26 protein-coding genes are annotated in these 26,452 nt (G+C 58.6%); 18 read left to right on the top strand and 8 right to left on the bottom strand.

All coding sequences use genetic code 11. From position 1 onward, the window contains the following. Nucleotides 1-76 precede the first annotated feature (76 nt). The gene (hmpA, locus tag FHN83_RS05155) at nt 77-1,267 is read right to left on the bottom strand and encodes an NO-inducible flavohemoprotein (RefSeq protein ID WP_139563371.1); all 1,191 of its coding nucleotides are present in this window, start codon (nt 1,265-1,267) and stop codon (nt 77-79) included. 302 nt (nt 1,268-1,569) lie between these two features. Here hmpA and glyA point away from each other — a divergent pair, with 302 nt between their 5' ends. After that, nucleotides 1,570-2,823, top strand: a complete 1,254-nt coding sequence (glyA, locus tag FHN83_RS05150) for a serine hydroxymethyltransferase (protein ID WP_039029744.1) — start codon at nt 1,570-1,572, stop codon at nt 2,821-2,823. 48 nt (nt 2,824-2,871) lie between these two features. On the opposite strand, the gene FHN83_RS05145 is transcribed toward glyA, so the two are convergent. After that, nucleotides 2,872-3,294, bottom strand: coding sequence for a DoxX family protein (locus FHN83_RS05145; RefSeq protein ID WP_039029743.1), 423 nt, complete (start codon nt 3,292-3,294; stop codon nt 2,872-2,874). Between the two features lie 127 nt (nt 3,295-3,421). Beyond that, on the bottom strand, nt 3,422-4,618 hold the full coding sequence (locus tag FHN83_RS05140) for an ROK family protein (protein WP_139563370.1): 1,197 nt from the start codon (nt 4,616-4,618) through the stop codon (nt 3,422-3,424). A 114-nt stretch (nt 4,619-4,732) separates the two neighbouring features. Between FHN83_RS05140 and FHN83_RS05135 the strand changes: the two genes are divergently transcribed. The 4 genes from FHN83_RS05135 to FHN83_RS05120 all read left to right on the top strand — a co-directional run bounded on the left by FHN83_RS05135 (nt 4,733) and on the right by FHN83_RS05120 (nt 11,572). Further along, nucleotides 4,733-8,008 (top strand): DUF5107 domain-containing protein, encoded by a 3,276-nt coding sequence (locus FHN83_RS05135; protein ID WP_139563369.1) that lies wholly within the window; start codon nt 4,733-4,735, stop codon nt 8,006-8,008. A gap of 70 nt (nt 8,009-8,078) precedes the next feature. Next, nucleotides 8,079-9,521 carry a sugar porter family MFS transporter gene (locus FHN83_RS05130; protein ID WP_039029740.1) on the top strand — a complete coding sequence of 481 codons (1,443 nt, stop codon included), beginning with the start codon at nt 8,079-8,081 and terminating at the stop codon, nt 9,519-9,521. Next, the gene (locus tag FHN83_RS05125) at nt 9,518-10,363 is read left to right on the top strand and encodes an aldose 1-epimerase (protein WP_176556534.1); all 846 of its coding nucleotides are present in this window, start codon (nt 9,518-9,520) and stop codon (nt 10,361-10,363) included. The genes FHN83_RS05130 and FHN83_RS05125 overlap by 4 nt, the downstream gene beginning before the upstream one ends. A 72-nt stretch (nt 10,364-10,435) precedes the next feature. Next, complete coding sequence (locus FHN83_RS05120) at nt 10,436-11,572, top strand: 3-phenylpropionate MFS transporter (protein ID WP_139563367.1); 1,137 nt, start codon at nt 10,436-10,438, stop codon at nt 11,570-11,572. Here the strand turns inward: FHN83_RS05120 and csiE are convergent. Further along, nucleotides 11,569-12,846 (bottom strand): stationary phase inducible protein CsiE, encoded by a 1,278-nt coding sequence (gene csiE, locus FHN83_RS05115; RefSeq protein ID WP_039029737.1) that lies wholly within the window; start codon nt 12,844-12,846, stop codon nt 11,569-11,571. The genes FHN83_RS05120 and csiE overlap by 4 nt on opposite strands. Nucleotides 12,847-12,969: 123 nt before the next feature. Between csiE and FHN83_RS05110 the strand changes: the two genes are divergently transcribed. Together FHN83_RS05110 and FHN83_RS05105 are read left to right on the top strand one after the other, a co-directional pair. Further along, nucleotides 12,970-13,608: a DUF1007 family protein gene (locus tag FHN83_RS05110; RefSeq protein WP_039029736.1), complete on the top strand. Its 639-nt coding sequence runs from the start codon at nt 12,970-12,972 to the stop codon at nt 13,606-13,608. Beyond that, entirely contained in the window at nt 13,599-14,564 is a 966-nt protein-coding gene (locus FHN83_RS05105; protein WP_139563366.1) for a nickel/cobalt transporter, read from the top strand. Before FHN83_RS05110 ends, FHN83_RS05105 begins: the two co-directional genes overlap by 10 nt. Before the next feature lie 62 nt (nt 14,565-14,626). Here the strand turns inward: FHN83_RS05105 and suhB are convergent, their stop codons facing one another. Next, complete coding sequence (suhB, locus tag FHN83_RS05100) at nt 14,627-15,433, bottom strand: inositol-1-monophosphatase (protein ID WP_138369752.1); 807 nt, start codon at nt 15,431-15,433, stop codon at nt 14,627-14,629. A gap of 124 nt (nt 15,434-15,557) precedes the next feature. Here suhB and trmJ point away from each other — a divergent pair, with 124 nt between their 5' ends. The 11 genes from trmJ to sseB all read left to right on the top strand — a co-directional run bounded on the left by trmJ (nt 15,558) and on the right by sseB (nt 24,439). Then, nucleotides 15,558-16,286 carry a tRNA (cytosine(32)/uridine(32)-2'-O)-methyltransferase TrmJ gene (gene trmJ / locus FHN83_RS05095; protein WP_039029733.1) on the top strand — a complete coding sequence of 243 codons (729 nt, stop codon included), beginning with the start codon at nt 15,558-15,560 and terminating at the stop codon, nt 16,284-16,286. A gap of 242 nt (nt 16,287-16,528) precedes the next feature. Beyond that, nucleotides 16,529-17,020 carry a Fe-S cluster assembly transcriptional regulator IscR gene (iscR, locus tag FHN83_RS05090; RefSeq protein WP_008502158.1) on the top strand — a complete coding sequence of 164 codons (492 nt, stop codon included), beginning with the start codon at nt 16,529-16,531 and terminating at the stop codon, nt 17,018-17,020. 240 nt (nt 17,021-17,260) lie between these two features. After that, on the top strand, nt 17,261-18,475 hold the full coding sequence (gene iscS / locus FHN83_RS05085) for a cysteine desulfurase (RefSeq protein WP_039029732.1): 1,215 nt from the start codon (nt 17,261-17,263) through the stop codon (nt 18,473-18,475). Between the two features lie 23 nt (nt 18,476-18,498). Continuing rightward, complete coding sequence (gene iscU / locus FHN83_RS05080; RefSeq protein ID WP_032613127.1) at nt 18,499-18,885, top strand: Fe-S cluster assembly scaffold IscU; 387 nt, start codon at nt 18,499-18,501, stop codon at nt 18,883-18,885. Nucleotides 18,886-18,900: 15 nt separating this feature from the next. Beyond that, nucleotides 18,901-19,224 carry an iron-sulfur cluster assembly protein IscA gene (gene iscA / locus FHN83_RS05075; RefSeq protein WP_039029731.1) on the top strand — a complete coding sequence of 108 codons (324 nt, stop codon included), beginning with the start codon at nt 18,901-18,903 and terminating at the stop codon, nt 19,222-19,224. A gap of 77 nt (nt 19,225-19,301) precedes the next feature. After that, complete coding sequence (hscB, locus tag FHN83_RS05070) at nt 19,302-19,817, top strand: co-chaperone HscB (RefSeq protein WP_138369753.1); 516 nt, start codon at nt 19,302-19,304, stop codon at nt 19,815-19,817. Between the two features lie 14 nt (nt 19,818-19,831). After that, nucleotides 19,832-21,682: a Fe-S protein assembly chaperone HscA gene (hscA, locus tag FHN83_RS05065; RefSeq protein WP_139563365.1), complete on the top strand. Its 1,851-nt coding sequence runs from the start codon at nt 19,832-19,834 to the stop codon at nt 21,680-21,682. A gap of 1 nt (nt 21,683) precedes the next feature. Further along, nucleotides 21,684-22,019, top strand: a complete 336-nt coding sequence (fdx, locus tag FHN83_RS05060) for an ISC system 2Fe-2S type ferredoxin (RefSeq protein WP_039029728.1) — start codon at nt 21,684-21,686, stop codon at nt 22,017-22,019. Between the two features lies 1 nt (nt 22,020). Then, on the top strand, nt 22,021-22,221 hold the full coding sequence (gene iscX, locus FHN83_RS05055; protein ID WP_032613119.1) for a Fe-S cluster assembly protein IscX: 201 nt from the start codon (nt 22,021-22,023) through the stop codon (nt 22,219-22,221). Between the two features lie 59 nt (nt 22,222-22,280). Then, on the top strand, nt 22,281-23,567 hold the full coding sequence (pepB, locus tag FHN83_RS05050) for an aminopeptidase PepB (protein ID WP_138369755.1): 1,287 nt from the start codon (nt 22,281-22,283) through the stop codon (nt 23,565-23,567). Between the two features lie 95 nt (nt 23,568-23,662). Next, nucleotides 23,663-24,439: an enhanced serine sensitivity protein SseB gene (gene sseB, locus FHN83_RS05045; protein ID WP_139563364.1), complete on the top strand. Its 777-nt coding sequence runs from the start codon at nt 23,663-23,665 to the stop codon at nt 24,437-24,439. A gap of 19 nt (nt 24,440-24,458) precedes the next feature. On the opposite strand, the gene FHN83_RS05040 is transcribed toward sseB, so the two are convergent. The 3 genes from FHN83_RS05040 to FHN83_RS05030 all read right to left on the bottom strand — a co-directional run bounded on the left by FHN83_RS05040 (nt 24,459) and on the right by FHN83_RS05030 (nt 26,433). After that, the gene (locus tag FHN83_RS05040) at nt 24,459-25,229 is read right to left on the bottom strand and encodes a MurR/RpiR family transcriptional regulator (protein ID WP_039029725.1); all 771 of its coding nucleotides are present in this window, start codon (nt 25,227-25,229) and stop codon (nt 24,459-24,461) included. A gap of 2 nt (nt 25,230-25,231) precedes the next feature. Further along, nucleotides 25,232-26,074, bottom strand: a complete 843-nt coding sequence (gene sseA, locus FHN83_RS05035) for a 3-mercaptopyruvate sulfurtransferase (protein ID WP_139563363.1) — start codon at nt 26,072-26,074, stop codon at nt 25,232-25,234. A gap of 92 nt (nt 26,075-26,166) precedes the next feature. Further along, a complete protein-coding gene (locus FHN83_RS05030) occupies nt 26,167-26,433 on the bottom strand; it encodes a hypothetical protein (protein WP_139563362.1) in 267 nt (88 codons plus the stop codon). Between the last annotated feature and the right edge of the window lie 19 nt (nt 26,434-26,452).

Below are 26,452 nucleotides of genomic sequence, written 5' to 3'. Positions count from 1 at the left end.
GTTCATTACCCGTAGGCCCGTGCAAGCGAAGCGCCGCCGGGCAAAAAAAAGCCCCTCCGGAGAGGGGCTTTTTGCATTACAGCACTTTATGCGGGCCGAAGCACTCGTAGTGAATGTTCTCTTTCTTCGCGCCCAACTCAATCAGCTGCGCCGCGGCATACTGCATAAATGCCACCGGACCACACACGTAGAATTGCATATCCGGTGTGCTGAACAGACCTTCATGCTCGCTTAACGCCATCAGGCCTTCACTGTCGAAACGCGCTGCGGCACGGTCGTCATCCGACGGCAGGCGATACCAGGTATGCGCGCTGAAGTGCGGCAGCGTGGCCGCAAGGGTTTTCACTTCATCAGAAAAGGCATGCACTTCGCCATTCTCTGCGGCGTGGAACCAGTTAACCTGCGCGCTGTGTTGCCCTTTCGCCAGAGTATCCAGCATCGCCAGCATCGGCGTCTGGCCCACACCGGCGGAGATCAGCGTCACCGGGGTGGTGCTCTCAACGGCCATAAAGAAGTCGCCCGCAGGCGCGGCCAGATGCACCACATCTCCGACGCTGGCGTCGTTGTGCAGCCATGTCGAAACCTGGCCACCTTCCTCGCGCTTCACCGCAATGCGGTAGCTTTTGCCGTTCGGCTTGCGGGTGAGGGAGTACTGGCGGATCTCCTGATGCGGGAAGCCTTCGGGCTTCAGCCACACGCCCAGATACTGACCTGGCTGGTAATCGGCAACCGGCTGGCCGTCGACGGGCTCAAATTCAAAGCTGGTGATCAGCGCGCTGCGCGGGGTTTTCTCCACGATACGGAAGGCGCGGGTGCCTTCCCAGCCGCCACGCTTGCTGGCGTTTTCGCTGTAGATCTGCGCTTCACGATTGATAAAGACGTTTGCCAGCACGCCGTAGGCTTTGCCCCAGGCGTCCAGCACCTCCTGGCCCGGGCTGAACATTTCGTCCAGAGTGGCCAGCAGGTGGCCGCCAACAATATTGTACTGCTCGGGTTTGATCTGGAAGCTGGTATGTTTCTGGGCGATTTTTTCCACCGCAGGCAGCAGCGCCGCCAGGTTCTCAATGTTGCTGGCATACGCGGCAATGGCGTTAAACAACGCTTCACGCTGATCGCCGTTACGCTGGTTGCTCATGTTAAAAACCTCTTTGAGCTCCGGGTTGTGCGCGAACATGCGATCGTAAAAATGGGCGGTGAGCTTAGGACCGGTTTCAACCAGCAGGGGGATAGTGGCTTTCACGGTAGCGATGGTTTGAGCGTCTAACATAGCAACTTCCTTAAATGTTACTTTAATGATGTATTTTATATGCATCTTAAAAAAATAACCCTGCGTTGTAAATGGTTCTTTGCAACATGAATTAACTGCATCACAAACCTGAAAAGAAATCCGTTTTGCGCGGCGAGGGCGTTATTCCTCAAACCCTTGCGTGGCGGGCAGGTAAACGTTTGCGTAAAATCGTTTGTCAAGACCTGTTATCACTCTGCTAATCAGTTATACTGTTGCCCGTCGTCCATCAGGACTGCCTTTTCAGGCCAAAATTTACTTGTTAGCTGAGTCAGGAGATGCGGATGTTAAAGCGTGAAATGAACATTGCCGATTATGATGCCGAACTGTGGCAGGCTATGGAGCAGGAAAAAGTACGTCAGGAAGAGCACATCGAACTGATCGCCTCCGAAAACTACACCAGCCCGCGCGTTATGCAGGCGCAGGGCTCTCAGCTGACCAACAAATACGCTGAAGGTTACCCGGGCAAGCGCTACTACGGCGGTTGCGAGTATGTTGATATCGTTGAACAGCTGGCGATTGATCGTGCCAAAGAGCTGTTTGGCGCTGACTACGCTAACGTGCAGCCGCACTCTGGCTCCCAGGCTAACTTCGCGGTCTACACCGCACTGCTGCAGCCGGGCGATACCGTTCTGGGTATGAACCTGGCGCAGGGCGGCCACCTGACTCACGGCTCCCCGGTTAACTTCTCCGGCAAGCTGTACAACATCATCCCTTACGGCATCGATGAGTCCGGTAAAATTGACTACGCAGACATGGAAAAACAGGCCAAAGAGCACAAGCCGAAGATGATCATCGGCGGCTTCTCGGCTTACTCCGGTGTGGTTGACTGGGCTAAAATGCGTGAAATCGCAGACAGCATCGGTGCTTACCTGTTCGTGGACATGGCGCATGTTGCCGGTCTGATCGCCGCAGGCGTTTACCCGAACCCGGTTCCACACGCGCACGTTGTGACCACCACCACCCATAAAACCCTGGCGGGTCCACGCGGTGGCCTGATCCTGGCGAAAGGCGGTGACGAAGATCTGTATAAGAAACTGAACTCTGCCGTGTTCCCAAGCGCGCAGGGCGGCCCGCTGATGCACGTTATCGCGGCCAAAGCCGTGGCGCTGAAAGAAGCGATGGAGCCAGAGTTCAAAGTCTACCAGCAGCAGGTTGCTAAAAACGCCAAAGCGATGGTGGAAGTGTTCCTGAACCGCGGTTACAAAGTGGTTTCCGGCGGCACTGAAAACCACCTGTTCCTGCTGGATCTGGTGGATAAAAACCTGACCGGTAAAGAAGCTGACGCTGCCCTGGGCCGCGCTAACATCACCGTTAACAAAAACAGCGTACCAAACGATCCGAAGAGCCCGTTTGTGACCTCCGGTATCCGTATCGGTTCTCCGGCTGTGACTCGCCGCGGCTTTAAAGAAGCGGAAGTCAAAGAGCTGGCTGGCTGGATGTGTGACGTGCTGGACAACATCAACGACGAAGCCGTTATTGAACGCGTGAAGGCAAAAGTGCTGGATATCTGCGCGCGCTTCCCGGTTTACGCATAAGTCTGTTGTGCAGAACAAAAAGGCCGCTTTCGCGGCCTTTTTTTATGGCTAGCGCCGGTCGATGGAGATAGCCCCCGGCCCGGCGACCGCCAGCAGCAGAAACCCGCCGGCAATACTGATGTTCTTGAAGAAGTTAATCATATTCGGCATCACCGCATCGCCACTCATATCCCAGTAGTGGTGGCCAATCACCGCTGTCCCCAGGGTATAAAAGACAAACAGCACCGCCAGCGGACGGGTAAAGAAGCCGAGCACGATCAGGATGGCGGCGGGCACTTCCATGATCACCGCCACAATGGCGGCCAGCGTCGGCATGGGCGCGCCCAGCTTCTCCATATACTGCACCGTGCCGTCAAAACCGAACATCTTGGGCACGCCAAAAATAATAAACAGCGCGATAAGGGCGAGGCGGGCAATCAACAGGATCAGCGCCCGGGACTGACCGAAATCGAAATACCGTAATGTGTTCATGGCAGGCTCGCTGTGGGTGGGATTTATCTTAAAGCTAATACACAAAATGCCGGCCCGCCATTCAGGTTTTGTTCATAAATCAGCCATCAGGATGATTTAAATTCCCGACATTTCAGCATGTTCTCTATTAGCCTGCCGCCAGCGCATCTTCAACGAACAGATACCCGATGCCGATAATCTGCTGCTGCCGGGTTAAGCCCCCGAAAGCGATTTCCGTTTGCCGGTTACGCACCGCGTCGCCGTGATCGAAGGGGGTAAACCCAATCTGGCGGTTGATGGTTTCGAGCCAGCGTTCGCCAAAGGCGCAGCTGCGGCCATAGAACCAGATTTGATTGATGTTGAGGATGTTGAGCAGGTTGTAGAGCGTCAGCCCGATGGCGTTGGCGGCCTCGTCTGCCCAGCGCTGGATTTTCACGTCTCCCTTCCGCCAGGCCTCAATCAGCTGCAGGCTGGTGAGGGTATCGGGGTCAAGGCCGAGGGAGCCTGGCTGGGATTTCAGCCACAGGCGCGCCTGCTTTTTAAGGGCAGATAACGAGGCGACCGTCTCCAGGCAGCCGTAACGCCCGCAGGCGCAGGCCACGCCGTCGCGATCGAAAATGGTGTGGCCGATTTGCCCGCTGCCGTTGAGCGTCCCGCGATAGACCTGGCCGTTAATGACGAACGAGGAGCCGATACCGTAGTCGACGTTAATCACGCAAAAATCGTCGCGGTTAGCCGGGTTTTGCCATTTTTCCGCCAGGGCCAGCATTACGCAGTCGTTATCCACCCTCACCGTGATGCCCAGCTTTTCTTCCAGCAGATACTTAATCTCGACCGGTTTTTTCCAGGGTGCCTGGGGCATGATCTGCGACACACCGGTGGCGGTATCAACCTGGCCGTGGATGCCTAATGCCAGATTGATGCGCTGCCCTGGCCACTGTTTGCGCTGCTGCTGCCACAGGTTTTCAATCGCCTGCAACAGCGCCTCGGGCGTCTGGGCGTTAACGTCGGTCCAGAGAAACTCGCCCAATGGCGACATGCGGGCGTCGATCAGCTGGCTCTCAATGCTGGTGGGGCTGACATTCATGCAGAGTATCAATGGCCCATCATCCGGGATTTGATAATGGCCACTGTTCATTCCCCGGGTGCTGAGATTTTCACTGGAATGCCCCAGCTTTTTGTCCGCCACCAGCTCATCCAGGATCTTGCTCACCGCCGGAATAGAGAGTCCGGTGTACTGGGCCAGCTGCGATTTGCTCAGGCGTTTGTAGCGCCATACCAGCGACATAATGGTGCGGCGGTTATGCTGTCGCACCCTGTTGTTGTTCAGACCGGATACCTGCATTCACTAAACTCCGTTAATTATATTGCGTGAGCATTACGCAATCAGCGCGCTGAATTCCTCTCTACACTGCCATCTTATCGCTTTTTACTGTTATTTGTTTACTGGAGAGTGAATATGTCTGGAGCAGTGAAGGTCTGGCGGGAGACCGTCGCATTACCGACGTGGACCACCGGCGCAGAAGATATCAACCCGATGTTCCTGGAAAAGCGCGTCTACCAGGGCTCCTCTGGCGCGGTCTACCCCTACGGCGTGACGGATACCCTGACCGGCGTTCGGGAGCCCCGCGACTACCAGGCGGTGTGGATGGAAAACGACTATATCCGCATCATGCTGCTGCCGGAGTTGGGCGGACGTATTCATCGTGCGTATGACAAAGTGCAGCAACGGGATTTTGTTTACTACAACGAAGTGGTGAAACCGGCGCTGGTGGGCCTGCTGGGGCCATGGATCTCCGGTGGGATCGAGTTTAACTGGCCGCAGCACCATCGCCCAACCACCTTTATGCCTGTCGACGTTACCTTCCAGCAGCAGGATAACGGAGCGCAAACCGTCTGGATGGGCGAGGCCGAACCGATGCGCGGCCTGCAGGTGATGACCGGATTCACCCTGTACCCTGACCGGGCGTTGATTGAGATCACCGGCAAAGTCTTCAACGGCAACGCCACGCCGCGCCACTTCCTGTGGTGGGCAAACCCGGCAGTGAAGGGCGGGGACGATCATCAGAGCGTCTTCCCGCCGGACGTCACGGCGGTGTTTGACCACGGCAAGCGCGCGGTCTCTGCTTTCCCCATCGCCACCGGCACCTACTATAAAGTCGACTACTCGGCGGGGGTGGATATTTCCCGCTACAAAAACGTGCCGGTGCCGACGTCGTACATGGCTGAAAAATCGGACTACGACTTTGTCGGGGCATACCATCACGGGGAGCGGGGCGGCCTGCTGCACGTCGCCGATCACCACGTCTCGCCGGGTAAAAAGCAGTGGAGCTGGGGCCATGACGATTTTGGCCGTGCCTGGGATCGCAATCTCACCGATGAAAACGGCCCCTATATCGAGCTGATGACCGGGGTCTTTACCGATAACCAGCCCGATTTCACCTGGCTTGCGCCTTATGAAGAGAAAATCTTCGTGCAGAATTTCCTGCCCTACAGCGAGCTGGGGCAGGTGCAGAACGCCAGTACCGAGCTGGCGCTGCAGCTTGAACGCCGCGAGCAGCAGCTTCACCTTGGTCTTTACGCCATCGCGCCGCTGAACGACGTGCGCCTCGAGCTGACCGCCGACGACCAGCCGGTATGGGAAACGCAGCTGACCCTGATGCCGGGCGAAAGCTGGCAGCAGGCGCTGCCGGATGCGTGGCCGCAACGCTTAACGCTGAGGGTAAAAGACGCCTCGGGCCGCACGCTGCTGCACTATCTGGAGCACATCCCGCAGGAGACGCCGCTGCCGGACCCGGCTACCGCGCCAGCGATGCCGGAGGAGATTAGCAACAGCGATGAGCTCTATTTCATCGGTCAGCATCTGGAGCAGTACAACCATGCCAGCCGCTATGCGGAGGATTACTACCGCCGGGCGCTGGCGCTGGATGCCAACGACTACCGCAACAACGTGGCGCTGGGTACTCTGGCCCTCAATCGCGCCGACTGGGCGCAGGCGCAACGCTGCGCCGACGCCGCGCTGGTTCGCGCCCACCGTCTGAATAAAAACCCGCGCGATGGTGAAGCCAGCCAGCTGCTGGCGACGGCGCTGGAGCGGCAGGGGCAGGACGATGCCGCATGGGAGCACTACTACAAAGCCTCGTGGAGCGGCAACTGCCGTGACGCGGCGTTCTGGTCGCTGGCGCGGCTGGCGATGAAGCGTGGCAACTCTGCCGACGCGCTGGAAAAAGTCGATATCAGCCTCGGGATCAATGCCGGTAATAATCTGGCGATGGGGCTCAAAGCGCTCGCCCTGGCGGAGGTTCAGGGGGAAGGCACCGCGCTGGAGTACATCCAGAGCTGCCTGGTCACCCATCCGCTGAGCTACGCCCTGCACTATGCGCGCTGGGCAATCAGCCGGGACGCGGCTTCGCGAGACAAACTGCTGCAGGTCACCGGGCGTCGCGGGGCCAATGCCTGCGTGCTGGCGGGCTGGTTAACCTCCATGGGTATGCCCGACGCCGCCCGCGAAATGCTGGATCTGCTCGACTGCCAGGAGACCTTGCCTCAGCTGTGGCGGGCCGCGCTAAGCGACGAGCCAGCCACCCGCGCCCGCTATATTGCGGCGGCGCGCCAGTGCGAGACCAAGCGGGTACGCTTCCCGAACGCTCTCGATGAAGTGCAGATGCTGCAAACCCTGCACGACGACCCGTTTGCCCGCTATCTGCTGGGCTGCTTCTGGTACAGCAAACGCCGCTATGACGATGCGGTGAGCTGCTGGGAATTCACCCTGAAGCAGGAGCCGCAGTTTGCACCCGCGCACCGCCTGCTCGGGATCTACGCCTGGAATAAACAGCACAACCTGACGCTGGCACAACACTACCTGCAGCGCGCCGTGGCGCTGGAGCCGGAGAATCCGCGTTTCCTTTTCGAGCTTGATTATCTCAATAAGCTCACCGGCCAGCCGGTGGCGAAGCGCCTCGCCATGCTCACCGAGCGGGAAAACGTCGCCCTTAAGCGTGATGACCTCACCGCTGAGCTGTTGAGCTTATGGAACTGTTCCGGGCGCTATAGCCTTGCGGCGCAGGTGCTGCAGGAGCGTCAGTTCCATCCGTGGGAGGGCGGGGAAGGCAAAGTGACCGGGCAGTATCTGCTCAACCAGCAGCATCTGGCCCTGCAGCATATCGGGCGCGGCGAGTACCGCGAAGCTATAGCTTTCTTGCAGGCGGCGCTGTGCTATCCGCACAACCTGGGTGAGGGGCGTCTGCCGGGGCAAACCGACAACGATATCTGGTATCTGCTGGGGTATTGCCATGCGCAAATTGATGCCGGAGATGAAGCGCAGCGCTGCTTTACCCGGGCAGCTCAGGGTGGTTCAACCCTTGATGCCGGGCGCTACTACAACGATCAGCCCGCAGATTACCTCTTCTGGCAGGGGATGGCGCTGCGCCAGCTGGGTGACAGCGCGGCGGCGGAGCGTCATTTCCAGGGCTTCCTGGCGTGGGTGGAAGCCCATCGGGATGACGTCCCGGAAGCGGATTTCTTTGCGGTCTCGCTGCCGGATCTGGTGGTGCTGGATACCCCAACCGGTCATCAGCATCAGCAGCACTGCCTGTTCATCGAGGCGCTGGGTTACGCCGGGCTGGGCGATATCACAGCCTGCAAACGCCAGTTGGGGGCCTTACTGGCTCTCAATCCGGCCCATGACAAAGCGCATCTGATTCAGCATGCGCAGGCCACGGGCATTTTCCATTAACCGACCTCGCAGGTGGGGAAACCCACCTGTTACCCTCTGTACCCTGCGTTTCCCTTAAAGAGGAATCAACATGAATAATAGCGCGCAGACACAACTGAAAATGGGCTACGTCTGGACAATCTGTCTGGTCGCCGCCTGCGGTGGATTACTGTTTGGCTACGACTGGGTGGTGATTGGCGGAGCCAAACCCTTCTATGAAGCCTGGTTCTCCATTACCGACCCGGCGCAGTCCGGCTGGGCGATGAGTTCCGCGCTGGTGGGCTGTATCTTCGGGGCCCTGATCTCCGGCTGGTGCGCCGATAAGTTTGGCCGCAAGCGTCCGCTTATCCTCTCGGCGGTGCTGTTCAGCGCCTCGGCGTGGGGCACGGCGGTGGCAAGCAGTTTTGATATGTTCGTGGTCTACCGCATTGTCGGCGGGGTGGGGATCGGCCTGGCTTCCGCCCTGAGCCCGCTCTACATCGCCGAAGTCAGCCCGGCGGAAAAGCGTGGCCGCTTCGTCGCCATCAACCAGCTGACCATCGTGGTGGGCGTGCTGGCGGCCCAGCTGATTAATCTGATGATTGCCGAGCCGGTAGCGGCAGGCGCCACTCAGGAGGCCATCGTCCAGACCTGGAACGGTCAAACCGGCTGGCGCTGGATGTTTGGTGCAGAGCTGGTGCCGGCCCTGGCGTTCCTGGTGCTGATGTTTTTTGTACCGGAATCCCCGCGCTGGCTGATGAAGGCCGGTAAGCCAGAGCGTGCCCGCGCCATGCTGGAGCGTATCGGCACCGCGGAGTACGCCAGCCAGACCTTAAAAGAGATCGCCCACACCCTGGCAAAAGACAGCCAGAAAGTGGCCTTCTCCACGCTGTTACAGCCGTCGGTGAAGCCGATCGTTATCATCGGCATGGTGCTGGCGATGTTCCAGCAGTGGTGCGGGATCAACGTGATCTTCAACTATGCCCAGGAGATCTTCGCCTCCGCCGGGTTTGATATCAATGACACCCTGAAATCGATTGTGGCAACCGGCATCATAAACCTCGTCTTTACCCTCGCGGCCCTGCCGCTGGTGGACAAGATCGGCCGCCGCAAGCTGATGCTGCTGGGCGCGTCGGGCCTGACCATTATCTACGTGCTGATTGCCAGCGCCTACGCCATGAACATCATGGGCTGGCCGGTGCTGCTGCTGGTGCTGGCGGCGATCGCCATCTACGCCCTGACGCTGGCCCCGGTCACCTGGGTGCTGCTGTCGGAGATCTTCCCTAACCGCGTGCGCGGCCTGGCGATGTCGATGGGCACCCTGGCGCTGTGGATTGCCTGCTTCCTGCTGACCTACACCTTCCCGCTGCTCAATGCCGGGCTGGGGGCGGCGGGCAGCTTCCTGCTCTATGGGGCGATCTGCGCGGCGGGATATCTCTACATCCTGCGTAAAGTGCCGGAGACCAAAGGCGTGACGCTGGAGGCGCTGGAGGAACAGCTGGAGAAACAGCACGGCAAAGTGGCCTCCGCGGGTCATGCCGGACGCGCACACTGATGGACTTACTGTTGATAGAAAACGCGCATCTGCGGATGCGCGTCAACCCGCAGGGCGGCGGGTTACAGGAGCTCTTTTCCCTGGCCTGCGGGCAGCCGGTGTTATGGGAGGGAGGCGACAGCGCGCTGTTTCCGATGTTGCCGCTGGCAAACCGGGTGGCGGGAAATCGCTTCAGGTTTAAGGGGCGGGAAATCATGTTGCCGCAAAGCCCGGTCGATGAACGCTTTTTCCTCCACGGCGACGGCTGGCAGTCGCGCTGGGAGGTGGCTTCACTTACCCGCACCGAATGCTTGCTGACCTTACGCCGCCAGCATGCGTGCGGCTTTGATTACCGGGCGGAGCTGCGGTATCAGCTGCGTGAGAACCTCCTGCGGGCGGAGCTGACGCTCACCCATCTTGACCAGGAGTCGATGCTGTACGGCCTGGGCTTTCATCCGTGGTTCTGTTTTGATAAGTACAGCCGCCTGCAATTTTCAGCCAGCGGCTACTGGCCGGAAGGTGAGCACCATTTACCGCTGGCCTGGCAGGGCGATATCCCATCCGAAAATGATTTCAGCACGCCCCGGCACGGCGGGGATCGCTGGCTGAACGTTGGCTATTCCGGCTGGAACGGCGTGGCGATGATTGAACGTGATGTGATGAATATCACAATCAGAGCGCAAACTCCGTGGCTGATGCTGTTCAGAATGTCGGGTAAATCATTCTTATGCCTTGAGCCTCAGAGCCATCCGGTCAATGCCCATAATATGGCCGGGCAGCCTGGGCTGGTGGCATTAGGCCCGGGAGAGAGCAGCCATTTTGCGATGGAAATTGCCGTCGAAAGTGCCCGCCGCAACTGTTAATCAGCTGTTAATACCCGCTTGCGCCAGCCGGTTTTTACCGCCAGACTATCGCCTCCAAAACGGGAGGGATTCATGGTTTTGCATTCCACACGCTGGCTGGCGCTCAGCTATTTCACCTACTTTTTTAGCTACGGTATTTTTCTGCCTTTCTGGAGCGTCTGGCTCAAGGGCATCGGCCTCACGCCGGAGATGATCGGTCTTCTGCTGGGCTCGGGCCTGGTGGCACGTTTTCTCGGTAGCCTGCTTATCGCACCGCGCGTCAGCGATCCCTCTCTGTTAATCAACGCCGTGCGCGTGCTGGCGCTGCTCACCCTCGTCTTTTTGGCAGGCTTCTGGGTCAGCCAGCAGTTCGCCTGGCTGATGGTGGTGATGGTGGGCTTTAACCTCTTCTTCTCGCCGCTGGTTCCGCTGACCGATGCCCTGGCCAACACCTGGCAAAAACAGATCACCATGGACTATGGGCGGGTGCGGCTGTGGGGCTCGATTGCCTTTGTGATTGGCTCGGCGCTGGTGGGCAAGCTGGTCAGCCTGTACGACTATCGCGCTATCCTGGCGCTGCTGAGCGTGGGGATCCTGTCGATGCTGCTCGGCATGCTGCTGCGTCCGTCGGTGATGCCGCAGGGGGAGAGCCGTCATCAGGAGAGTGCGGGCTGGCCGGCCTGGCGGACGCTTGTCGCCCAGAGCTGGCGTTTCCTGGCCTGCGTCTGTCTGCTGCAGGGGGCGCATGCCGCCTACTATGGCTTCAGCGCTATCTACTGGCAGGGGGCCGGGTATTCGGCGTCTGCGGTGGGCTATCTCTGGTCGCTGGGCGTGGTGGCAGAAGTGATCATCTTTGCCCTCAGCAACCGACTGTTCCGCCGCTTCGGCGCCCGGGATCTGCTCCTGCTGTCTGCCGTCTGCGGCGTAGTACGCTGGGGGATCATGGGCTGGACCACCGAACTGCCGTGGCTGATTGTCGCCCAGATCCTGCACTGCGGCACCTTTACGGTGTGCCATCTGGCGGCGATGCGCTATATCGCGGCGCGTGAAGGCAGCGACGTGATCCGCCTGCAGGCCGTTTACTCAGCGGTGGCGATGGGGGGCAGTATTGCGATCATGACCGTGTTCGCCGGTTTCCTCTATCAGCATCTCGGTCACGGGGTCTTCTGGGTGATGGCGCTGGTGGCGCTGCCCGCGGTTCTGCTCCGTCCGCGGGTCGCAGCGCGCTAGGATTCCAGCATGGCGCGAATATGTTCCTGCTGCTGCGCATTCAACGCCTCGACGGCGTGGATGAGCGGCGGCGAGAACAGCGGCAGGGCGGTGGTGTACGGCGTCACCACCAGGGCCGCTTCGCGCGGGGCGCCGTCCTTCTGAAAAGACTGTAACGTCACGTAGCGAATGTTGAGCGGCAGCAGGGTCAGCTCCCGAAGCTGCTGTTCAATCAGCTCCTCGCACGCCTTATCCTCGCCGGTCAGTAACACCACCTGCTTTTCATGCAGATCGCTCTCCTGCATCAGCCAGGCGCCAAAGATCACCGCCACCAGGCTCGCCTCCTCCTCGGAGAAACGCAGGCCAAACTCCGCTTCCAGCTCAAACAGCACGTCCCGGGTGGTGCGCATCAGGCGGGGATAGAGACGGTGGATCTCCTCCGGCAGGCTGTTGTCGATACCAATGCCAAACAGGGATCGGTCCAGCGCCTGGGCAAGATGAATATAGAGCTGATCGGTCAGCCCCTGCTCGTCGCTGAAATGCATCCCCGTTTGTCCACGAAAGCGCTCGATCATCCGGGTAATGGTGCGGCGCAGACGCTCATCTTCCTGATGGCCATCGCGCAGGGGATCGGGGGTGCGCAGCATCATAAACAGCAGGGCCAGAAACAGCTGTTCGTCGGCGTGGGGTACCTGCACCACGCGGCGCTGCCAGTGGCGCACGATCTCCTGCGCCATCAGATACTCGTTACGCGACTGGGTCCAGTTACGCTGCACCACGGTGAACTGCGGCGTCTGACCCAGATGGTGCTGGAGCAGACAGTACTGCAGATAGAGCTGTAAAAACTGCGCGTCACGGCATTCGAACTGCCGTTGCAGACGACGGGAGCAGAAATTGACCAGCGCCCGCAGGTTGGTGTCGTCATATAACGTGCGGGCAATGCCGAGCTGCTTTAGCGCGATTTTAAGAGATGGGGTAAACTGCTGCGCGATGAAGTGGGGGCAGAGGCGTAACGCCCGGCGCAGCCAGTGTAACAGGCATAAACGTTGGTTCAGGTGGCTACCTTCTAGCTGGTAGCAGCCATCATGCTGAGTCGCAATGTCGAGCTGGTGGTAGCGTTGGATCTCTGTACGCATCTCGGCGATATCCTGCCGGGAAATGGTATCATCCACACCATTGATTTCACCGATGCGTTGCACGGTGGCGCGGAAACCTGGCACATAGAGCATCAACAGAACCTGACAGCGGCGCTGCGAACTGGAAAGTGCAGATGGCATTTCAAGTGTCGTCATCATCTGTCGGGTTCCAGTTAGAGTGTCCGATAATAATAGCTAAAGGATGTCGCCCGGGAGCGCCCTGGCGGGGCTTTCCTTCAGGAATGCAGGCGAACATCACAGAATTTTTGACGTGAGGAAGAGATGCAAATAGTTAAACGCAGCGCAACTGCGCTATTTTTGGCGGTTTTGTCTTTTGCCGCCGCCGCGCACCCTCACAGTTTTATCACTCTGAAAACGCAGATTATGGTGAAAGACGAGCAGATAACCGGCCTGAAAATGCGCTGGGTGATGGACGAATTAACATCAGCAGACCTGCTGTATGACGCCGGAAACGCAAAGCCGGGGGATGAGATCTGGAAAAAGCTGGCGGCGGAGGTGATGGCCAACGTGCTTGGCCAGCACTATTTCACCGAGTTCTGGCATAACGGGCAGAAGGTGAAATTCCTTAACCGACCCACCCAATACGGTATGAGCCGCGTCGATCATCAGGCGGTGCTGACCTTTATTCTGCCCCTGGCGGAGCCTCAGCCGCTGGCCGGACAAAAGTACAGTTTCTCGACCTTCGATCCCTCTTACTACGTCGACATGAGCTACGCGGAGGATAGCGACGTGACCCTGCCTGACGGGCTGCAAAGCCAGTGCGCGCTCAACGTTAACACCCCCGAGCCCAGCGATGAGACACTCAACTTTGCCAGCTCGCTGGATAAAGATGACGCCCCGCCGGAGGATATGGATCTCGGTAAACAGTTTGCCCAGACGGTGACGCTGCAATGTCAGTAATGCGTATGCGTCGCGGATGGCATCTCTGGCCGCTGGTGCTGTTCCTCGTTCTGTCTGTGGCGGGCGCCGTGTGGCTGTGGCAGGCGTGGCCGCAGGTGATGCGTCAGAGCATTCTCTGGCAGCGGGATGTTAACCAGCAGATGAGCGGTTTGCTGAAAGCGGTGGCAGAAAATCCCACGGCGGCGGGCGGTTCGCTGCTGATCTTCAGCTTCCTTTATGGCGTGCTGCACGCGCTGGGGCCGGGGCACGGCAAAATCGTCATTACCACCTGGCTGGCGACCCATCCCTCAAAACTGAAATCGAGCATCGGCCTAACCCTGGCCTCTTCTTTATTACAGGGCGGCGTGGCGATCGGCCTGGTGGTGGGGGTATTGCTGCTCCTGCAGCTTCCGGCCCGGGATCTGCATATGAGCAGCTTCTGGCTGGAGAAGGGCAGCTACGCGTTGGTGGGCGTTTTGGGGCTGATGCTCTGCTGGCGGGCGCTGAAAAAACTGCGCGCGCTGCTGCGTAAACCCACCTTCAAAGCCTTTACCCCGCACCACGTTCACGACGCCAGTTGCGGCTGCGGGCATCAGCATCTGCCCACGCCAACGCAGATCCAGCGCGCTGACGACTGGCGGGCGCGGCTGATGATTATTCTGTCGATGGGCATGCGACCCTGTTCCGGGGCCATTATGGTGCTGCTGTTCAGTAAGGTGATCGGCGTGTTCAGCTGGGGCGTGGCCTCGGCGCTGGCGATGGCGGCGGGAACGGGGCTGACTATCTCGTCGCTGGCGTTGCTGGTGCACGGTTTTCGTCAGCTGGCGGTCAGGCTCAGCGGCAATAAAACGCCGGTACTGTGGCGACAGATAGGCTGGACGACGCTGGCATTAGCGGGAGGCGTGGTACTGCTGGTGGCGGCGGTAACGATGTGGGTCAGTGCGGTGCCGGTGGGCAGGGGGCTAAGGCCGTTTTAACAATGCCGGGCGGGTTTTGTAGGCCCGGTAAGCGTTAGCGCCACCGGGCAAAACCAACTCAATTAACGCTTCAGCGCTTCACTCAGTTCGTCACGCATGTTCGCCAGCATAGCTTTCACCACACGTGGGTTACCTGCAACGATGTTGCCGGAGAGCATGTAGTTGTGGCCACCGGTGAAATCACAAACCAGCGCGCCAGCTTCACGGGCGATCAGTTCGCCAGCAGCGAAGTCCCATGGCTTCAGGCCGATTTCAAAGTAACCATCCACGCGGCCAGCGGCAACGTAGGCCAGATCCAGCGCGGCAGAGCCGGTGCGGCGGAAGTCAGCACACTCGGTGAACAGTTTGCCCAGAATTTTCATGTAGGCAGGGGCGTGCTGTTTGGCTTTGAACGGGAAGCCGGTCGCCAGGATGGTGCCATCCAGATCGCGAGCGTTGGTGCCGCGCAGACGGTAGCCGTTCAGCTGTGCGCCCTGACCGCGGGTCGCGGTGAACAGTTCGTTACGCATTGGATCGTAAACCACCGCCACTTCAGTACGGCCTTTGATGCGTACGGCGATAGAGACAGAGAAGTGGGGCAGACGTTTAACGAAGTTGGTGGTGCCATCCAGTGGATCAATAACCCATTGAACATCCTGATCTTCGCCTGCGTGCTCACCGCTTTCTTCGGTGATGATGGTGTGCTGCGGGTAAGATTTGCGAATGGTTTCGATAATCATCGCTTCTGCGGCTTTATCGACGTTGGTCACAAAGTCATTGCTGCCTTTCTGGCTGGTTTCTACGGAATCTGGTGTTTCGTAGTGCTTGGCAATTACATTACCCGCCTTGCGCGCTGCGCGCACGGCGATGGTCAACATTGGATGTTGCATCGGTTACTCTCACTGGATGTTAAAGAACGGGGAAACGAAAACGGCGCAGAGTATAGCAGCGGGATCGGAATATGTCTTCCGTTTATGATAACATCACCGAATATTCTCCAGACTCAGAAAAATTATGCTGCAAAATATCCGAATCGTGCTGGTCGAAACATCGCATACCGGCAACATGGGCTCCGTAGCCCGCGCTATGAAAACCATGGGCTTAACTAACCTCTGGCTGGTTAACCCGCTGGTCAAACCCGACTCTCAGGCCATCGCCCTCGCGGCAGGCGCCAGCGACGTGATCGGCAATGCTCAGATCGTCGACACCCTGGATGAAGCCTTAGCGGGTTGCAGCCTGGTGGTGGGCACCAGCGCACGTTCGCGCACGCTGCCGTGGCCGATGCTCGATCCGCGCGAGTGCGGGCTGAAAAGCATCAGCGAAGGCCAGCATGCGCCGGTTGCGCTGGTGTTTGGCCGCGAGCGTGTGGGGCTGACCAACGAAGAGCTGCAGAAGTGCCACTATCACGTCGCCATTGCCGCCAACCCGGAGTACAGCTCGCTGAACCTGGCTATGGCCGTACAGGTGATCGCTTATGAAGTGCGCATGGCCTGGCTGGCAACCCAGGAAAAAGAGGTTGCGGTCGAGCATGAAGAGACGCCGTACCCGCTGGTGGACGATCTGGAGCGTTTCTACGGTCATCTGGAGCAGACCCTGCTCGCCACCGGGTTCATCCGCGCCGGTCATCCGGGGCAGGTGATGAACCGCCTGCGTCGCCTCTTTACCCGCGCCCGCCCGGAAAGCCAGGAGCTGAACATCCTGCGCGGTATTCTGGCGTCGATTGAGCAGAAGAATAAAGAGTAGTGCTGAATGTTTTCCCCCTCTCCCTGTGGGAGAGGGCCGGGGTGAGGGCATCAGGCCGCACGTAAGCGAAGCGCCGCCGGGCAAAAAACGATGAACGCACAGAAGGTTAAATACCTGACTAAAACAGTCAAGTAAATAGTTGACCATTTTAGTCAGGAATGTCAGACTTGGCCCTGCTATGCAATACCCCCACTTTACAATAAAAAACCCCGGGCAGGGGCGAGTTTGAGGTTAAGTAAGACATGAGACTGACATCTAAAGGGCGTTATGCCGTGACCGCGATGCTGGACGTTGCGCTCAACTCCGAAGCGGGCCCGGTTCCATTGGCTGATATTTCTGAACGTCAGGGAATCTCCCTCTCTTATCTGGAACAGCTTTTCTCCCGACTGCGTAAGAATGGCCTGGTTTCCAGCGTTCGCGGTCCTGGCGGTGGTTATCTGTTAGGTAAAGACGCGGGCAGTATTGCCGTTGGCGAAGTGATTAGCGCAGTTGACGAATCCGTCGACGCGACCCGTTGCCAGGGTAAAGGCGGCTGTCAGGGCGGCGACAAGTGTCTGACTCACGCGCTGTGGCGCGATCTGAGCGACCGTCTGACCGGCTTCCTGAACAACATCACCCTCGGTGAGCTGGTGAATAACCAGGAAGTGCTGGACGTATCTGGTCGTCAGCATAGCCATGATTCACAACGCAGCACCCGCGCGCAAGACGCTATCGACGTCAAACTGCGCGCCTAATTTACCCGTCCTGTTTCGGGGCGCTGCTGCGTTGGCTGCGCTTGTTCATCCCAGTCACTTACTGATGTAAGCTCCCGGGATTCACAAGCTTGTCGCCTTGCTGCACCGCAAAACAGTTAGGGTAAAACTATAAAGATTTTCAGAATCAGGCCGGGGTGGAAACACCCCGTGTACTCGGTCGTACATCCAGCCGGTTGCCTGATTCCTTGCATTGAAGCGATGTACGGAGTTTATAGAGCAATGAAATTACCGATCTATCTCGATTACTCCGCAACCACGCCGGTGGACCCGCGTGTTGCCGAGAAAATGATGCAGTGTCTCACCCTGGACGGAAACTTTGGTAACCCGGCTTCCCGTTCACACCGTTTTGGCTGGCATGCTGAAGAGGCGGTAGATATCGCCCGTAATCAGATTGCCGAGCTGGTTGGTGCCGATCCGCGTGAAATTGTTTTCACCTCAGGCGCAACCGAATCCGATAACCTGGCGATCAAAGGTGCTGCTAATTTCTATCAGAAAAAAGGCAAGCACATCATCACCAGCAAAACCGAACACAAAGCCGTGCTGGACACCTGCCGTCAGCTCGAGCGTGAAGGGTTTGAAGTGACCTACCTCGCGCCACAGCGCAACGGTATCATCGACCTGAAAGAGCTCGAAGCGGCAATGCGTGACGACACCATTCTGGTCTCCATCATGCACGTGAACAACGAAATCGGCGTGGTGCAGGATATCGCGACTATCGGCGAAATGTGCCGTGCGCGCGGCATCATCTATCACGTTGATGCGACCCAGAGCGTGGGCAAACTGCCTATCGACCTGAGCCAGCTGAAAGTGGATCTGATGTCCTTCTCCGGCCACAAAATCTATGGCCCGAAAGGTATCGGTGCACTGTACGTGCGTCGTAAGCCACGTATCCGTATCGAATCCCAGATGCACGGCGGCGGTCACGAGCGCGGCATGCGTTCCGGTACGCTGCCTGTTCACCAGATCGTTGGCATGGGTGAAGCTTACCGTATCGCCAAAGAAGAGATGGAAACCGAGATGGCGCGCCTGCGTACGCTGCGCAACCGTCTGTGGGAAGGCGTGAAAGATATGGAAGAAGTGTATCTGAACGGCGATCTCGAGCAGGGCGCACCGAACATCCTCAACGTCAGCTTCAACTATGTTGAAGGCGAGTCGCTGATCATGGCGCTGAAAGACCTGGCCGTCTCTTCCGGTTCTGCGTGTACTTCCGCAAGCCTGGAGCCGTCCTACGTACTGCGTGCGCTGGGCATGACCGACGAACTGGCACACAGCTCTATCCGCTTCTCTTTAGGTCGTTTCACTACCGATGAAGAGATTGACTACACCATCAATCTGGTTCGCAACTCCATTGGCCGTCTGCGTGACCTTTCTCCACTGTGGGAAATGTTCAAAGAAGGCGTGGATCTGAACAGCATTGAATGGTCACATCACTAATCGGTTTGTAAGGAGAATTCAGCATGGCATACAGCGAAAAAGTTATCGATCATTACGAGAATCCACGTAACGTAGGTTCTTTCGACAACAGCGACGACAGCGTGGGCAGCGGCATGGTGGGTGCACCAGCCTGTGGCGACGTGATGAAGTTGCAGATTAAAGTCAACAATGAAGGTATCATTGAAGACGCGCGCTTCAAGACTTACGGTTGCGGTTCCGCAATCGCGTCCAGCTCCCTGGTCACCGAGTGGGTGAAGGGCAAGTCTCTGGACGAAGCGCAGGCGATTAAAAATACCGATATTGCTGATGAGCTCGAACTGCCGCCGGTAAAAATTCACTGCTCTATCCTGGCGGAAGATGCGATCAAAGCCGCAATCGCGGATTACAAAAGCAAACGTGACGCAAAATAATTAGTTGAGGTTGTTATGTCGATTACCCTTAGCGACAGCGCTGCCGCGCGAGTAAGCTCCTTTCTGGCAAACCGTGGCAAAGGCTTTGGCCTGCGACTGGGTGTACGCACCTCCGGCTGTTCCGGTATGGCGTATGTACTGGAATTTGTTGACGAACCTGCGGCGGAAGACACCGTGTTCGAAGACAAAGGCGTGAAGGTAGTGGTCGATGGTAAAAGCCTGCAGTTTCTGAACGGCACTCAGCTGGACTTTGTAAAAGAAGGCCTCAACGAAGGGTTTAAGTTTACTAACCCGAACGTGAAAGACGAGTGCGGCTGCGGCGAAAGCTTCCACGTATAATTGCGCATCACCTGTTAACCCCACCGCAGCCAGGCTGTGTGTGGGGTTTGCTTTAATCAGCTAACCCTGAGATTGTTATGGATTACTTCACCCTCTTTGGGTTACCAGCCGGGTATGAAATTGATACTCAGGCGCTGGCGGCCCGTTTCCAGGATCTGCAACGTCAGTATCACCCGGATAAATTCGCCAGCGGCACGCAGGCGGAACAACTGGCGGCGGTGCAGCACTCTGCGACCATCAATCAGGCGTGGCAAACCCTGCGCAACCCGCTGAGCCGGGCAGAATATCTGCTTTCGCGTCACGGGTTTGACCTCTCCAGTGAGCAACACACCGTCCGCGACACCGCGTTCCTGATGGAACAGCTGGAGCTTCGCGAAGAGCTGGATGAGATCGAACACGCCAAAGACGAAGCCCGCCTTGAGCGCTTTATCAAGCGTGTAAAAGGGATGTTCGATACCCGCCATCAGCAGATGGTTGACCAACTGAATAACGAGACGTGGGACGTGGCGGCGGACAGTGTACGCAAGCTGCGTTTTCTCGATAAACTGCGAAGCAGCGCTGAACAACTCGAAGAAAAGCTGCTAGATTTTTAATTTCGGAAGCGATTATGGCCTTATTACAAATTAGTGAGCCGGGCTTAAGTGCCGCACCGCACCAGCGTCGTCTGGCGGTGGGCATCGACTTAGGCACCACCAACTCGCTGGTGGCGACCGTGCGCAGCGGCCAGGCTGAAACGCTGGCGGATGCGCAGGGTCAGCACCTGCTGCCTTCTGTGGTCCACTATCAGTCCCAGGGCCACAGCGTGGGCTATGATGCCCGCACCAACGCCGCTCAGGATCCAGCCAACACCATCAGCTCGGTAAAACGGATGATGGGCCGCTCGCTGGCGGATATCCAGAGCCGTTACCCGCATCTGCCGTATCAGCTGCAGGCCAGTGAAAACGGTCTGCCGATGATCGCCACCCGTGCCGGTCTGTTGAACCCGATCCGCGTTTCTGCCGATATCCTCAAGGCGCTGGCCGCTCGCGCGACCGCGACGCTGGAAGGCGAACTCGACGGCGTGGTGATCACCGTTCCGGCCTATTTCGATGATGCCCAGCGTCAAGGCACCAAAGACGCCGCGCGTCTGGCAGGCCTGCACGTGCTGCGCCTGCTCAACGAACCGACCGCTGCGGCGATTGCCTACGGCCTCGACTCCGGTCAGGAAGGGGTAATCGCGGTCTTTGACCTTGGCGGTGGGACCTTTGATATTTCCATTCTGCGCCTGAGCCGCGGGGTGTTTGAAGTGCTGGCTACCGGCGGCGATTCTGCCCTCGGCGGCGACGACTTCGACCACCTGCTGGCGGATCACCTCTGTGAGCGGGCGGGGATCGTCGATCGCAGCGATGCGCGTCTGCAACGTCAGTTGCTGGATGCCGCCACTGCCGCCAAAATCGCCCTCAGCGATGCCACCTCGGTCACCGTTGAGGTGGCGGGCTGGAAAGGCGACATCAGCCGCGAGCAGTTCAATGAACTGATTGCCCCGCTGGTGAAACGCACCCTGCTGGCCTGCCGCCGCGCGCTGAAAGATGCGGGCGTTGAGGCAGAAGAGGTGCTGGACGTGGTGATGGTGGGCGGTTCAACCCGCGTTCCGCTGGTGCGTGAGCGCGTGGGCGAGTTCTTTGGCCGCACGCCATTAACCTCCATCGACCCGGATAAAGTGGTTGCCATTGGTGCCGCTATCCAGGCCGATATCCTGGTCGGCAACAAGCCGGACAGCGAAATGCTGCTGCTGGACGTCATCCCGCTGTCGCTTGGTTTAGAAACCATGGGCGGCCTGGTGGAGAAAGTGATCCCGCGTAACACCACCATTCCGGTGGCGCGCGCGCAGGAGTTCACCACCTTTAAGGACGGCCAGACCGCGATGTCCATCCACGTGCTGCAGGGCGAGCGCGAGCTGGTTCAGGACTGCCGCTCGCTGGCGCGCTTCGCGCTGCGCGGCATTCCGGCGCTGCCTGCGGGCGGGGCGCATATCCGCGTGACCTTCCAGGTGGACGCGGACGGTCTGCTGAGCGTCACGGCGATGGAAAAATCGACCGGTGTCGAATCCTCCATTCAGGTGAAACCGTCCTACGGTCTGACCGATGGTGAAATCGCCACCATGATTCAGGACTCAATGAGTTTTGCTGCGCAGGATGTCTCGGCGCGTATGCTGGCCGAGCAGAAAGTCGAAGCCGCACGCGTGCTGGAAAGCCTGAACAGCGCACTCACTGCTGATGCCGCGCTGCTAAGCGCCGCTGAACGTCAGGCCATTGACGACGCCGTCGCACAACTGATTGCGGTAGCCGAAGGCGATGATGCTGACGCCATAGAACAAGCGATTAGAAACGTTGATAAACAAACCCAGGAGTTCGCCGCTCGCCGTATGGACCAGTCTGTCCGTACCGCGCTGAAAGGCCACTCCGTGGACGAGGTTTAATATGCCAAAGATTGTTTTTCTGCCACATGCGGACCTCTGTCCGGATGGCGCAGTTCTGGAAGCTGAGACCGGCGAAACCATCCTTAACGTTGCCCTGCGTAACGGTATTGAAGTGGAACACGCCTGTGAAAAATCCTGTGCCTGCACAACCTGTCACTGCATCGTCCGCGAGGGCTTTGACTCCCTGGCGGAGAGCACGGAAGATGAAGACGACATGCTGGATAAAGCATGGGGTCTGGAGCCGGAAAGCCGCCTGAGCTGTCAGGCACGCGTCACCGATGAAGATCTGGTGGTCGAACTTCCGCGTTATACGCTTAACCACGCACGCGAGCATTAATATGGGACTGAAGTGGACAGACAGCCGTGAAATCGGCGAGGCGCTGTACGACGCCAACCCGGATCTCGATCCGAAGACCGTACGCTTCACCGATATGCATCAGTGGATTTGCGATCTGGAAGAGTTTGACGACGATCCCAACGCATCCAATGAAAAAATTCTGGAGGCGATTCTGTTAGTCTGGCTGGACGAAGCAGAATAAAAACGTAACGGGCTGCCTTCAGGCGGCCCGTTTGCTTGTTGCTAATAAGGAAAAATAAAATGACCGAAGCGATGAAGATTACGCTCTCTACTCAGCCTGCCGATGCGCGCTGGGGTGAAAAAGCCACTTACAGCATTAATAACGACGGCATTACCCTGCACCTGAACGGCAGCGACAATACAGGTCTGATCCAGCGCGCGGCGCGCAAAATTGACGGTCTGGGCATCAAACATGTGTTACTGGACGGTGAAGGCTGGGATACCGATCGCAGCTGGGCCTTCTGGGCGGGCTACAAAGGGCCGAAAGGCAGCCGTAAAATCGAGTGGGCAAACCTCGATGAAGCGGGTAAGCGCGAGCTGGAAAGCCGCCTGAAGATTATCGACTGGGTGCGCGACACCATCAACGCCCCGGCGGAAGAGCTGGGTCCGGAGCAGCTGGCGCAGCGCGCGGTGGATCTGCTGTGCGGCGTGGCGGGCGACAACATGTCTTACCGCATCACCAAGGGCGAAGATCTGCGCGAGCAGAACTACATGGGCATCCACACCGTGGGCCGTGGCTCTGAGCGTCCTCCTGTGCTGCTGGCGCTGGACTACAACCCAACCGGTGATAAAACGGCCCCTGTGTTCGCCTGCCTGGTCGGGAAGGGCATCACCTTTGACACCGGTGGCTACAGCCTGAAGCAGAGCGCGTTCATGGACTCCATGAAGTCGGACATGGGCGGCGCAGCTACCATCACCGGGGCGCTGGCATTTGCTATCACCCGCGGCCTGAACAAACGCGTGAAGCTTTACCTGTGCTGCGCGGACAACATGGTCAGCGGTAACGCCTTTAAGCTCGGCGACATCATTCGCTACCGCAACGGCAAGAACGTCGAAGTGATGAACACCGACGCCGAAGGCCGTCTGGTGCTGGCGGATGGCCTGATCGATGCCTCTGCACAGAAACCAGAGCTGATCATCGACATGGCAACCCTGACCGGGGCGGCGAAAACCGCGCTGGGTAACGACTACCACGCGCTGTTCAGCTTCGACGATAAGCTGGCAAACCGCCTGCTGGCGAGCGCCGCCGCCGAGAACGAACCTTTCTGGCGTCTGCCGCTGGCCGAGTTCCACCGCAGCCAGCTGCCGTCGAACTTTGCCGAGCTGAACAACACCGCCAGCGCGGCCTACCCGGCAGGGGCGAGCACCGCCGCCGGTTTCCTGTCGCACTTCGTTGAGAACTACCGCGAAGGCTGGCTGCACATCGACTGCTCCGCCACCTACCGTAAAGCCGCGGTTGAGCAGTGGTCCGCAGGCGCTACCGGTCTGGGTGTGCGTACCATTGCGAATCTGCTGACAGCAGAGTAATGGTCTTGCCGGGTGGCGCTGCGCTTACCCGGCCTACAAGACACGTAGGCCCGTGCAAGCGCAGCGCCGCCGGGCGATTTACAAGTAGTGAGTTTATGTCAGAAACCAAAAACGAATTAGAAACCCTGCTGGAGAAAGCGGCCACCGAGCCCGCCCACCGTCCGGCATTCTTCCGCACCCTGCTGGAGTCCACCGTCTGGGTGCCCGGTACAGCGGCGGAAGGCGAGCAGGTTGTTGAGGACAGCGCGCTGGATCTGCTGCACTGGGAAAAAGATGACGGCACCTCGGTGATCCCGTTCTTCTCCTCCCTTGAAGCCTTACAGCAAGCCGTTGAGGATGAGCAGGCGTTCGTGGTGATGCCGGTGCGCACCCTGTTTGAGATGACGCTGGGCGAAACCCTGTTTCTCAACGCCAAACTGCCGACCGGGAAAGAGTTCACCCCGCGCGAAATCAGCCATCTGATTGGCGATGAGGGCAACCCGCTCAGCACTCAGGAGGTGCTGGAGGGCGGTGAATCGCTGCTGCTGTCTGAAGTGGCCGAGCCACCGGCGCAGATGATTGACTCCCTGACCCAGCTTTTCCAGACCCTCAAACCGGTGAAACGGGCGTTTCTCTGCTCCATCAAAGAGCAGGCCGACGAACAGCCGATCCTGCTGATTGGTATTGAAGCGGATGGCGAGATTGAAGAGATCATTCAGGCTACGGGCAGCGTGGCGACCGACACCCTGCCGGGGGACGAGCCGATCGATATCTGCCGGGTGGTGAAAGGGGAGAAGGGCATCAGCCACTTCATCACCGAGCACATCACCCCGTTCTATGAACGCCGCTGGGGTGGTTTCCTGCGCGATTTCAAAAACAACCGCATTATCTGAACCCGTACGGGGTGAACGCTCACCCCGTTGCTTCCAGCAGCAGTAAATCCATCAGCAGCACCAGATTCGACTCAAACGACGTCACCCCTGCGGCTTCGGCGGCGAAATGCACCGCTTCGTCGTACAGCGCAAAATGCAGATCCGCCATCCCCGCCAGGGTATTCGCCGACGCGCGGGTAAAGGCTACCACCGTCATCCCCACGTTCTGCGCGATCCGCGCCTTATCCAGCACCTGTTCCGTCTCACCGCTGCGCGATACCGCGATGAACACCTGATAGCGCGAAGCATTGCTGAGGAAGATATTGCGGCTGTCGCCGGGGCCGGAGATAAACGCCGTCTTGCCCAGCACCTGCAGCTTCTTGGTCAGGTACTCGGCGAAAAGATAGGAGAAGCCCGCGCCGTAGAGAAAAAAGCTCTCTTTTTCCCGCAGAAGTTCGGCAAAGTGGCGGCGCTTTTCCGCCGTCGCCCACTGAAAGGTCTGCTGATAGTTGGCGATAAACTGATTAAACAGCGCGGGCAGTTCCGCAGGCTGGCGGGTTTCGGCGGTGATGTGCGGGGTATCGCTCAGCAGCTGCTTGCAGTGCCAGGTGAACTCGCTAAAACCGCTGAACCCCAGCTTGCGGCACAGGCGCATAATGGTGGCGGTGGAGACAAAGGTCGCCTGCGCCAGCTCCCGCACCGTGATGTGGCCCACCAGCAGCGGATGCTCGGTCAGATGGGCCAGCACGCGATACTCTGCGCGGGTCAGTGACTCCCCGCGCGATAGCAGTGTCGCCAGTCGGTTATCCATTATTACGCCGGTTCAACCGGCAGATCGTCCCGGGCGCCCCATTCACTCCACGCACCGTCATAGAGCGTGACGTCGGTTTTGCCGAGGGTGGCCAGCGCCAGAATCACCACGCAGGCGGTCACGCCCGATCCGCAGCTGGCCACGATCGGCTGATGCAGATCCACCCCCTGACGGGCGAAAATCTCGCGCAGTTCGTCGGTAGTTTTCAGCTCGCCCTCAAACACCAGATCGCCCCAGGGCACGTTATACGCGCCGGGGATATGGCCGCGCTTCAGGCCCGGGCGCGGTTCGTCGGCTTCGGCGTTAAAACGTGGGGCAGGGCGGGCATCAACAATTTGCGCGGTCTTTTCGTGGCTGGCCAGCAGCACGTCGGTGACACGCTTGATGGCCCCGGCATCGAAGGTGGCTTCAAAATCGCCGTCCGGCAGGGAGACATCGCCCTGCTGGAGCGGCAGCTCTGCCCGCTGCCAGCCCGCAAGACCACCCGCCAGAATCGAGACTTTCTCCACGCCAAAGGTTTTCAGCATCCACCAGGCGCGCGGCGCGGAGAAGAGATTCCCTTCATCGTAAATCACCAGGTGCTTATCGTGGCTGACGCCCAGCTCGCGCATGGCCACCGCAAAGGCTTCCGGGCGTGGCATCATGTGCGGCAGGGGAGAGGTGTGATCGGAGAGGGCTTCGATATCAAAAAATACCGCCCCCGGCAGATGACCGGCGCGGTATTCCGCGGGTACGTCGCGATGCTCCTGTCCCGGCGGCGCCATGCGCGCGTCGAGGATCTGGACTTCAGGGTCATCACTGTGCTCAATCAGCCACTCGGCTGCGACAAAATATGAGGTGGACATGGTTGCCTCCATAAATGAATCCATTAATGGATTGTCGGTGTTTTTTCTGACACCGACAAGTGAACCACGTTCAACTCGCGAGCAAGGCCCTGTTATTTACTGCCATTCCAGGTTGGACCCATCGGAACTCTGGGAATGAGAACGTTGACTGGCATCCTTGACATAGCTCCCTGCAAAACGGTTTGAGTCGTCGCAGTTATTGCGCCTGCAGCCATACCGGGAAATCCCATAGGCACACCCCACATCATGCCCCAACCGGCTCCAATCATTATTTGCCGTATTAACTGAGAATTTTGGTCTGTGAGAGGATCGCCAGCACCACCCATTAATTTCATTTCCTTTGAATTCAATTTTCTCATTTTAATTTCCTGTATATGA

The sequence above is a fragment of the Leclercia adecarboxylata genome, from assembly GCF_006171285.1.
Classification (GTDB): Bacteria; Pseudomonadota; Gammaproteobacteria; order Enterobacterales; family Enterobacteriaceae; genus Enterobacter; species Enterobacter barmai.
The sequence above is the reverse complement of the archived record's forward strand: the minus strand, read 5'-3'. Positions and strand labels throughout refer to the sequence as shown.

What these genes read in the sequence shown, in the direction of transcription:
- hmpA (WP_139563371.1), bottom strand. Translation starts at nt 1,267, where the DNA reads ATGTTAGACGCTCAAACCATCGCTACCGTGAAAGCCACTATCCCCCTG.
- glyA (WP_039029744.1), top strand. Translation starts at nt 1,570, where the DNA reads ATGTTAAAGCGTGAAATGAACATTGCCGATTATGATGCCGAACTGTGG.
- FHN83_RS05145 (WP_039029743.1), bottom strand. Translation starts at nt 3,294, where the DNA reads ATGAACACATTACGGTATTTCGATTTCGGTCAGTCCCGGGCGCTGATC.
- FHN83_RS05140 (WP_139563370.1), bottom strand. Translation starts at nt 4,618, where the DNA reads ATGCAGGTATCCGGTCTGAACAACAACAGGGTGCGACAGCATAACCGC.
- FHN83_RS05135 (WP_139563369.1), top strand. Translation starts at nt 4,733, where the DNA reads ATGTCTGGAGCAGTGAAGGTCTGGCGGGAGACCGTCGCATTACCGACG.
- FHN83_RS05130 (WP_039029740.1), top strand. Translation starts at nt 8,079, where the DNA reads ATGAATAATAGCGCGCAGACACAACTGAAAATGGGCTACGTCTGGACA.
- FHN83_RS05120 (WP_139563367.1), top strand. Translation starts at nt 10,436, where the DNA reads ATGGTTTTGCATTCCACACGCTGGCTGGCGCTCAGCTATTTCACCTAC.
- csiE (WP_039029737.1), bottom strand. Translation starts at nt 12,846, where the DNA reads ATGATGACGACACTTGAAATGCCATCTGCACTTTCCAGTTCGCAGCGC.
- FHN83_RS05110 (WP_039029736.1), top strand. Translation starts at nt 12,970, where the DNA reads ATGCAAATAGTTAAACGCAGCGCAACTGCGCTATTTTTGGCGGTTTTG.
- FHN83_RS05105 (WP_139563366.1), top strand. Translation starts at nt 13,599, where the DNA reads ATGTCAGTAATGCGTATGCGTCGCGGATGGCATCTCTGGCCGCTGGTG.
- suhB (WP_138369752.1), bottom strand. Translation starts at nt 15,433, where the DNA reads ATGCAACATCCAATGTTGACCATCGCCGTGCGCGCAGCGCGCAAGGCG.
- trmJ (WP_039029733.1), top strand. Translation starts at nt 15,558, where the DNA reads ATGCTGCAAAATATCCGAATCGTGCTGGTCGAAACATCGCATACCGGC.
- iscR (WP_008502158.1), top strand. Translation starts at nt 16,529, where the DNA reads ATGAGACTGACATCTAAAGGGCGTTATGCCGTGACCGCGATGCTGGAC.
- iscS (WP_039029732.1), top strand. Translation starts at nt 17,261, where the DNA reads ATGAAATTACCGATCTATCTCGATTACTCCGCAACCACGCCGGTGGAC.
- iscU (WP_032613127.1), top strand. Translation starts at nt 18,499, where the DNA reads ATGGCATACAGCGAAAAAGTTATCGATCATTACGAGAATCCACGTAAC.
- iscA (WP_039029731.1), top strand. Translation starts at nt 18,901, where the DNA reads ATGTCGATTACCCTTAGCGACAGCGCTGCCGCGCGAGTAAGCTCCTTT.
- hscB (WP_138369753.1), top strand. Translation starts at nt 19,302, where the DNA reads ATGGATTACTTCACCCTCTTTGGGTTACCAGCCGGGTATGAAATTGAT.
- hscA (WP_139563365.1), top strand. Translation starts at nt 19,832, where the DNA reads ATGGCCTTATTACAAATTAGTGAGCCGGGCTTAAGTGCCGCACCGCAC.
- fdx (WP_039029728.1), top strand. Translation starts at nt 21,684, where the DNA reads ATGCCAAAGATTGTTTTTCTGCCACATGCGGACCTCTGTCCGGATGGC.
- iscX (WP_032613119.1), top strand. Translation starts at nt 22,021, where the DNA reads ATGGGACTGAAGTGGACAGACAGCCGTGAAATCGGCGAGGCGCTGTAC.
- pepB (WP_138369755.1), top strand. Translation starts at nt 22,281, where the DNA reads ATGACCGAAGCGATGAAGATTACGCTCTCTACTCAGCCTGCCGATGCG.
- sseB (WP_139563364.1), top strand. Translation starts at nt 23,663, where the DNA reads ATGTCAGAAACCAAAAACGAATTAGAAACCCTGCTGGAGAAAGCGGCC.
- FHN83_RS05040 (WP_039029725.1), bottom strand. Translation starts at nt 25,229, where the DNA reads ATGGATAACCGACTGGCGACACTGCTATCGCGCGGGGAGTCACTGACC.
- sseA (WP_139563363.1), bottom strand. Translation starts at nt 26,074, where the DNA reads ATGTCCACCTCATATTTTGTCGCAGCCGAGTGGCTGATTGAGCACAGT.
- FHN83_RS05030 (WP_139563362.1), bottom strand. Translation starts at nt 26,433, where the DNA reads ATGAGAAAATTGAATTCAAAGGAAATGAAATTAATGGGTGGTGCTGGC.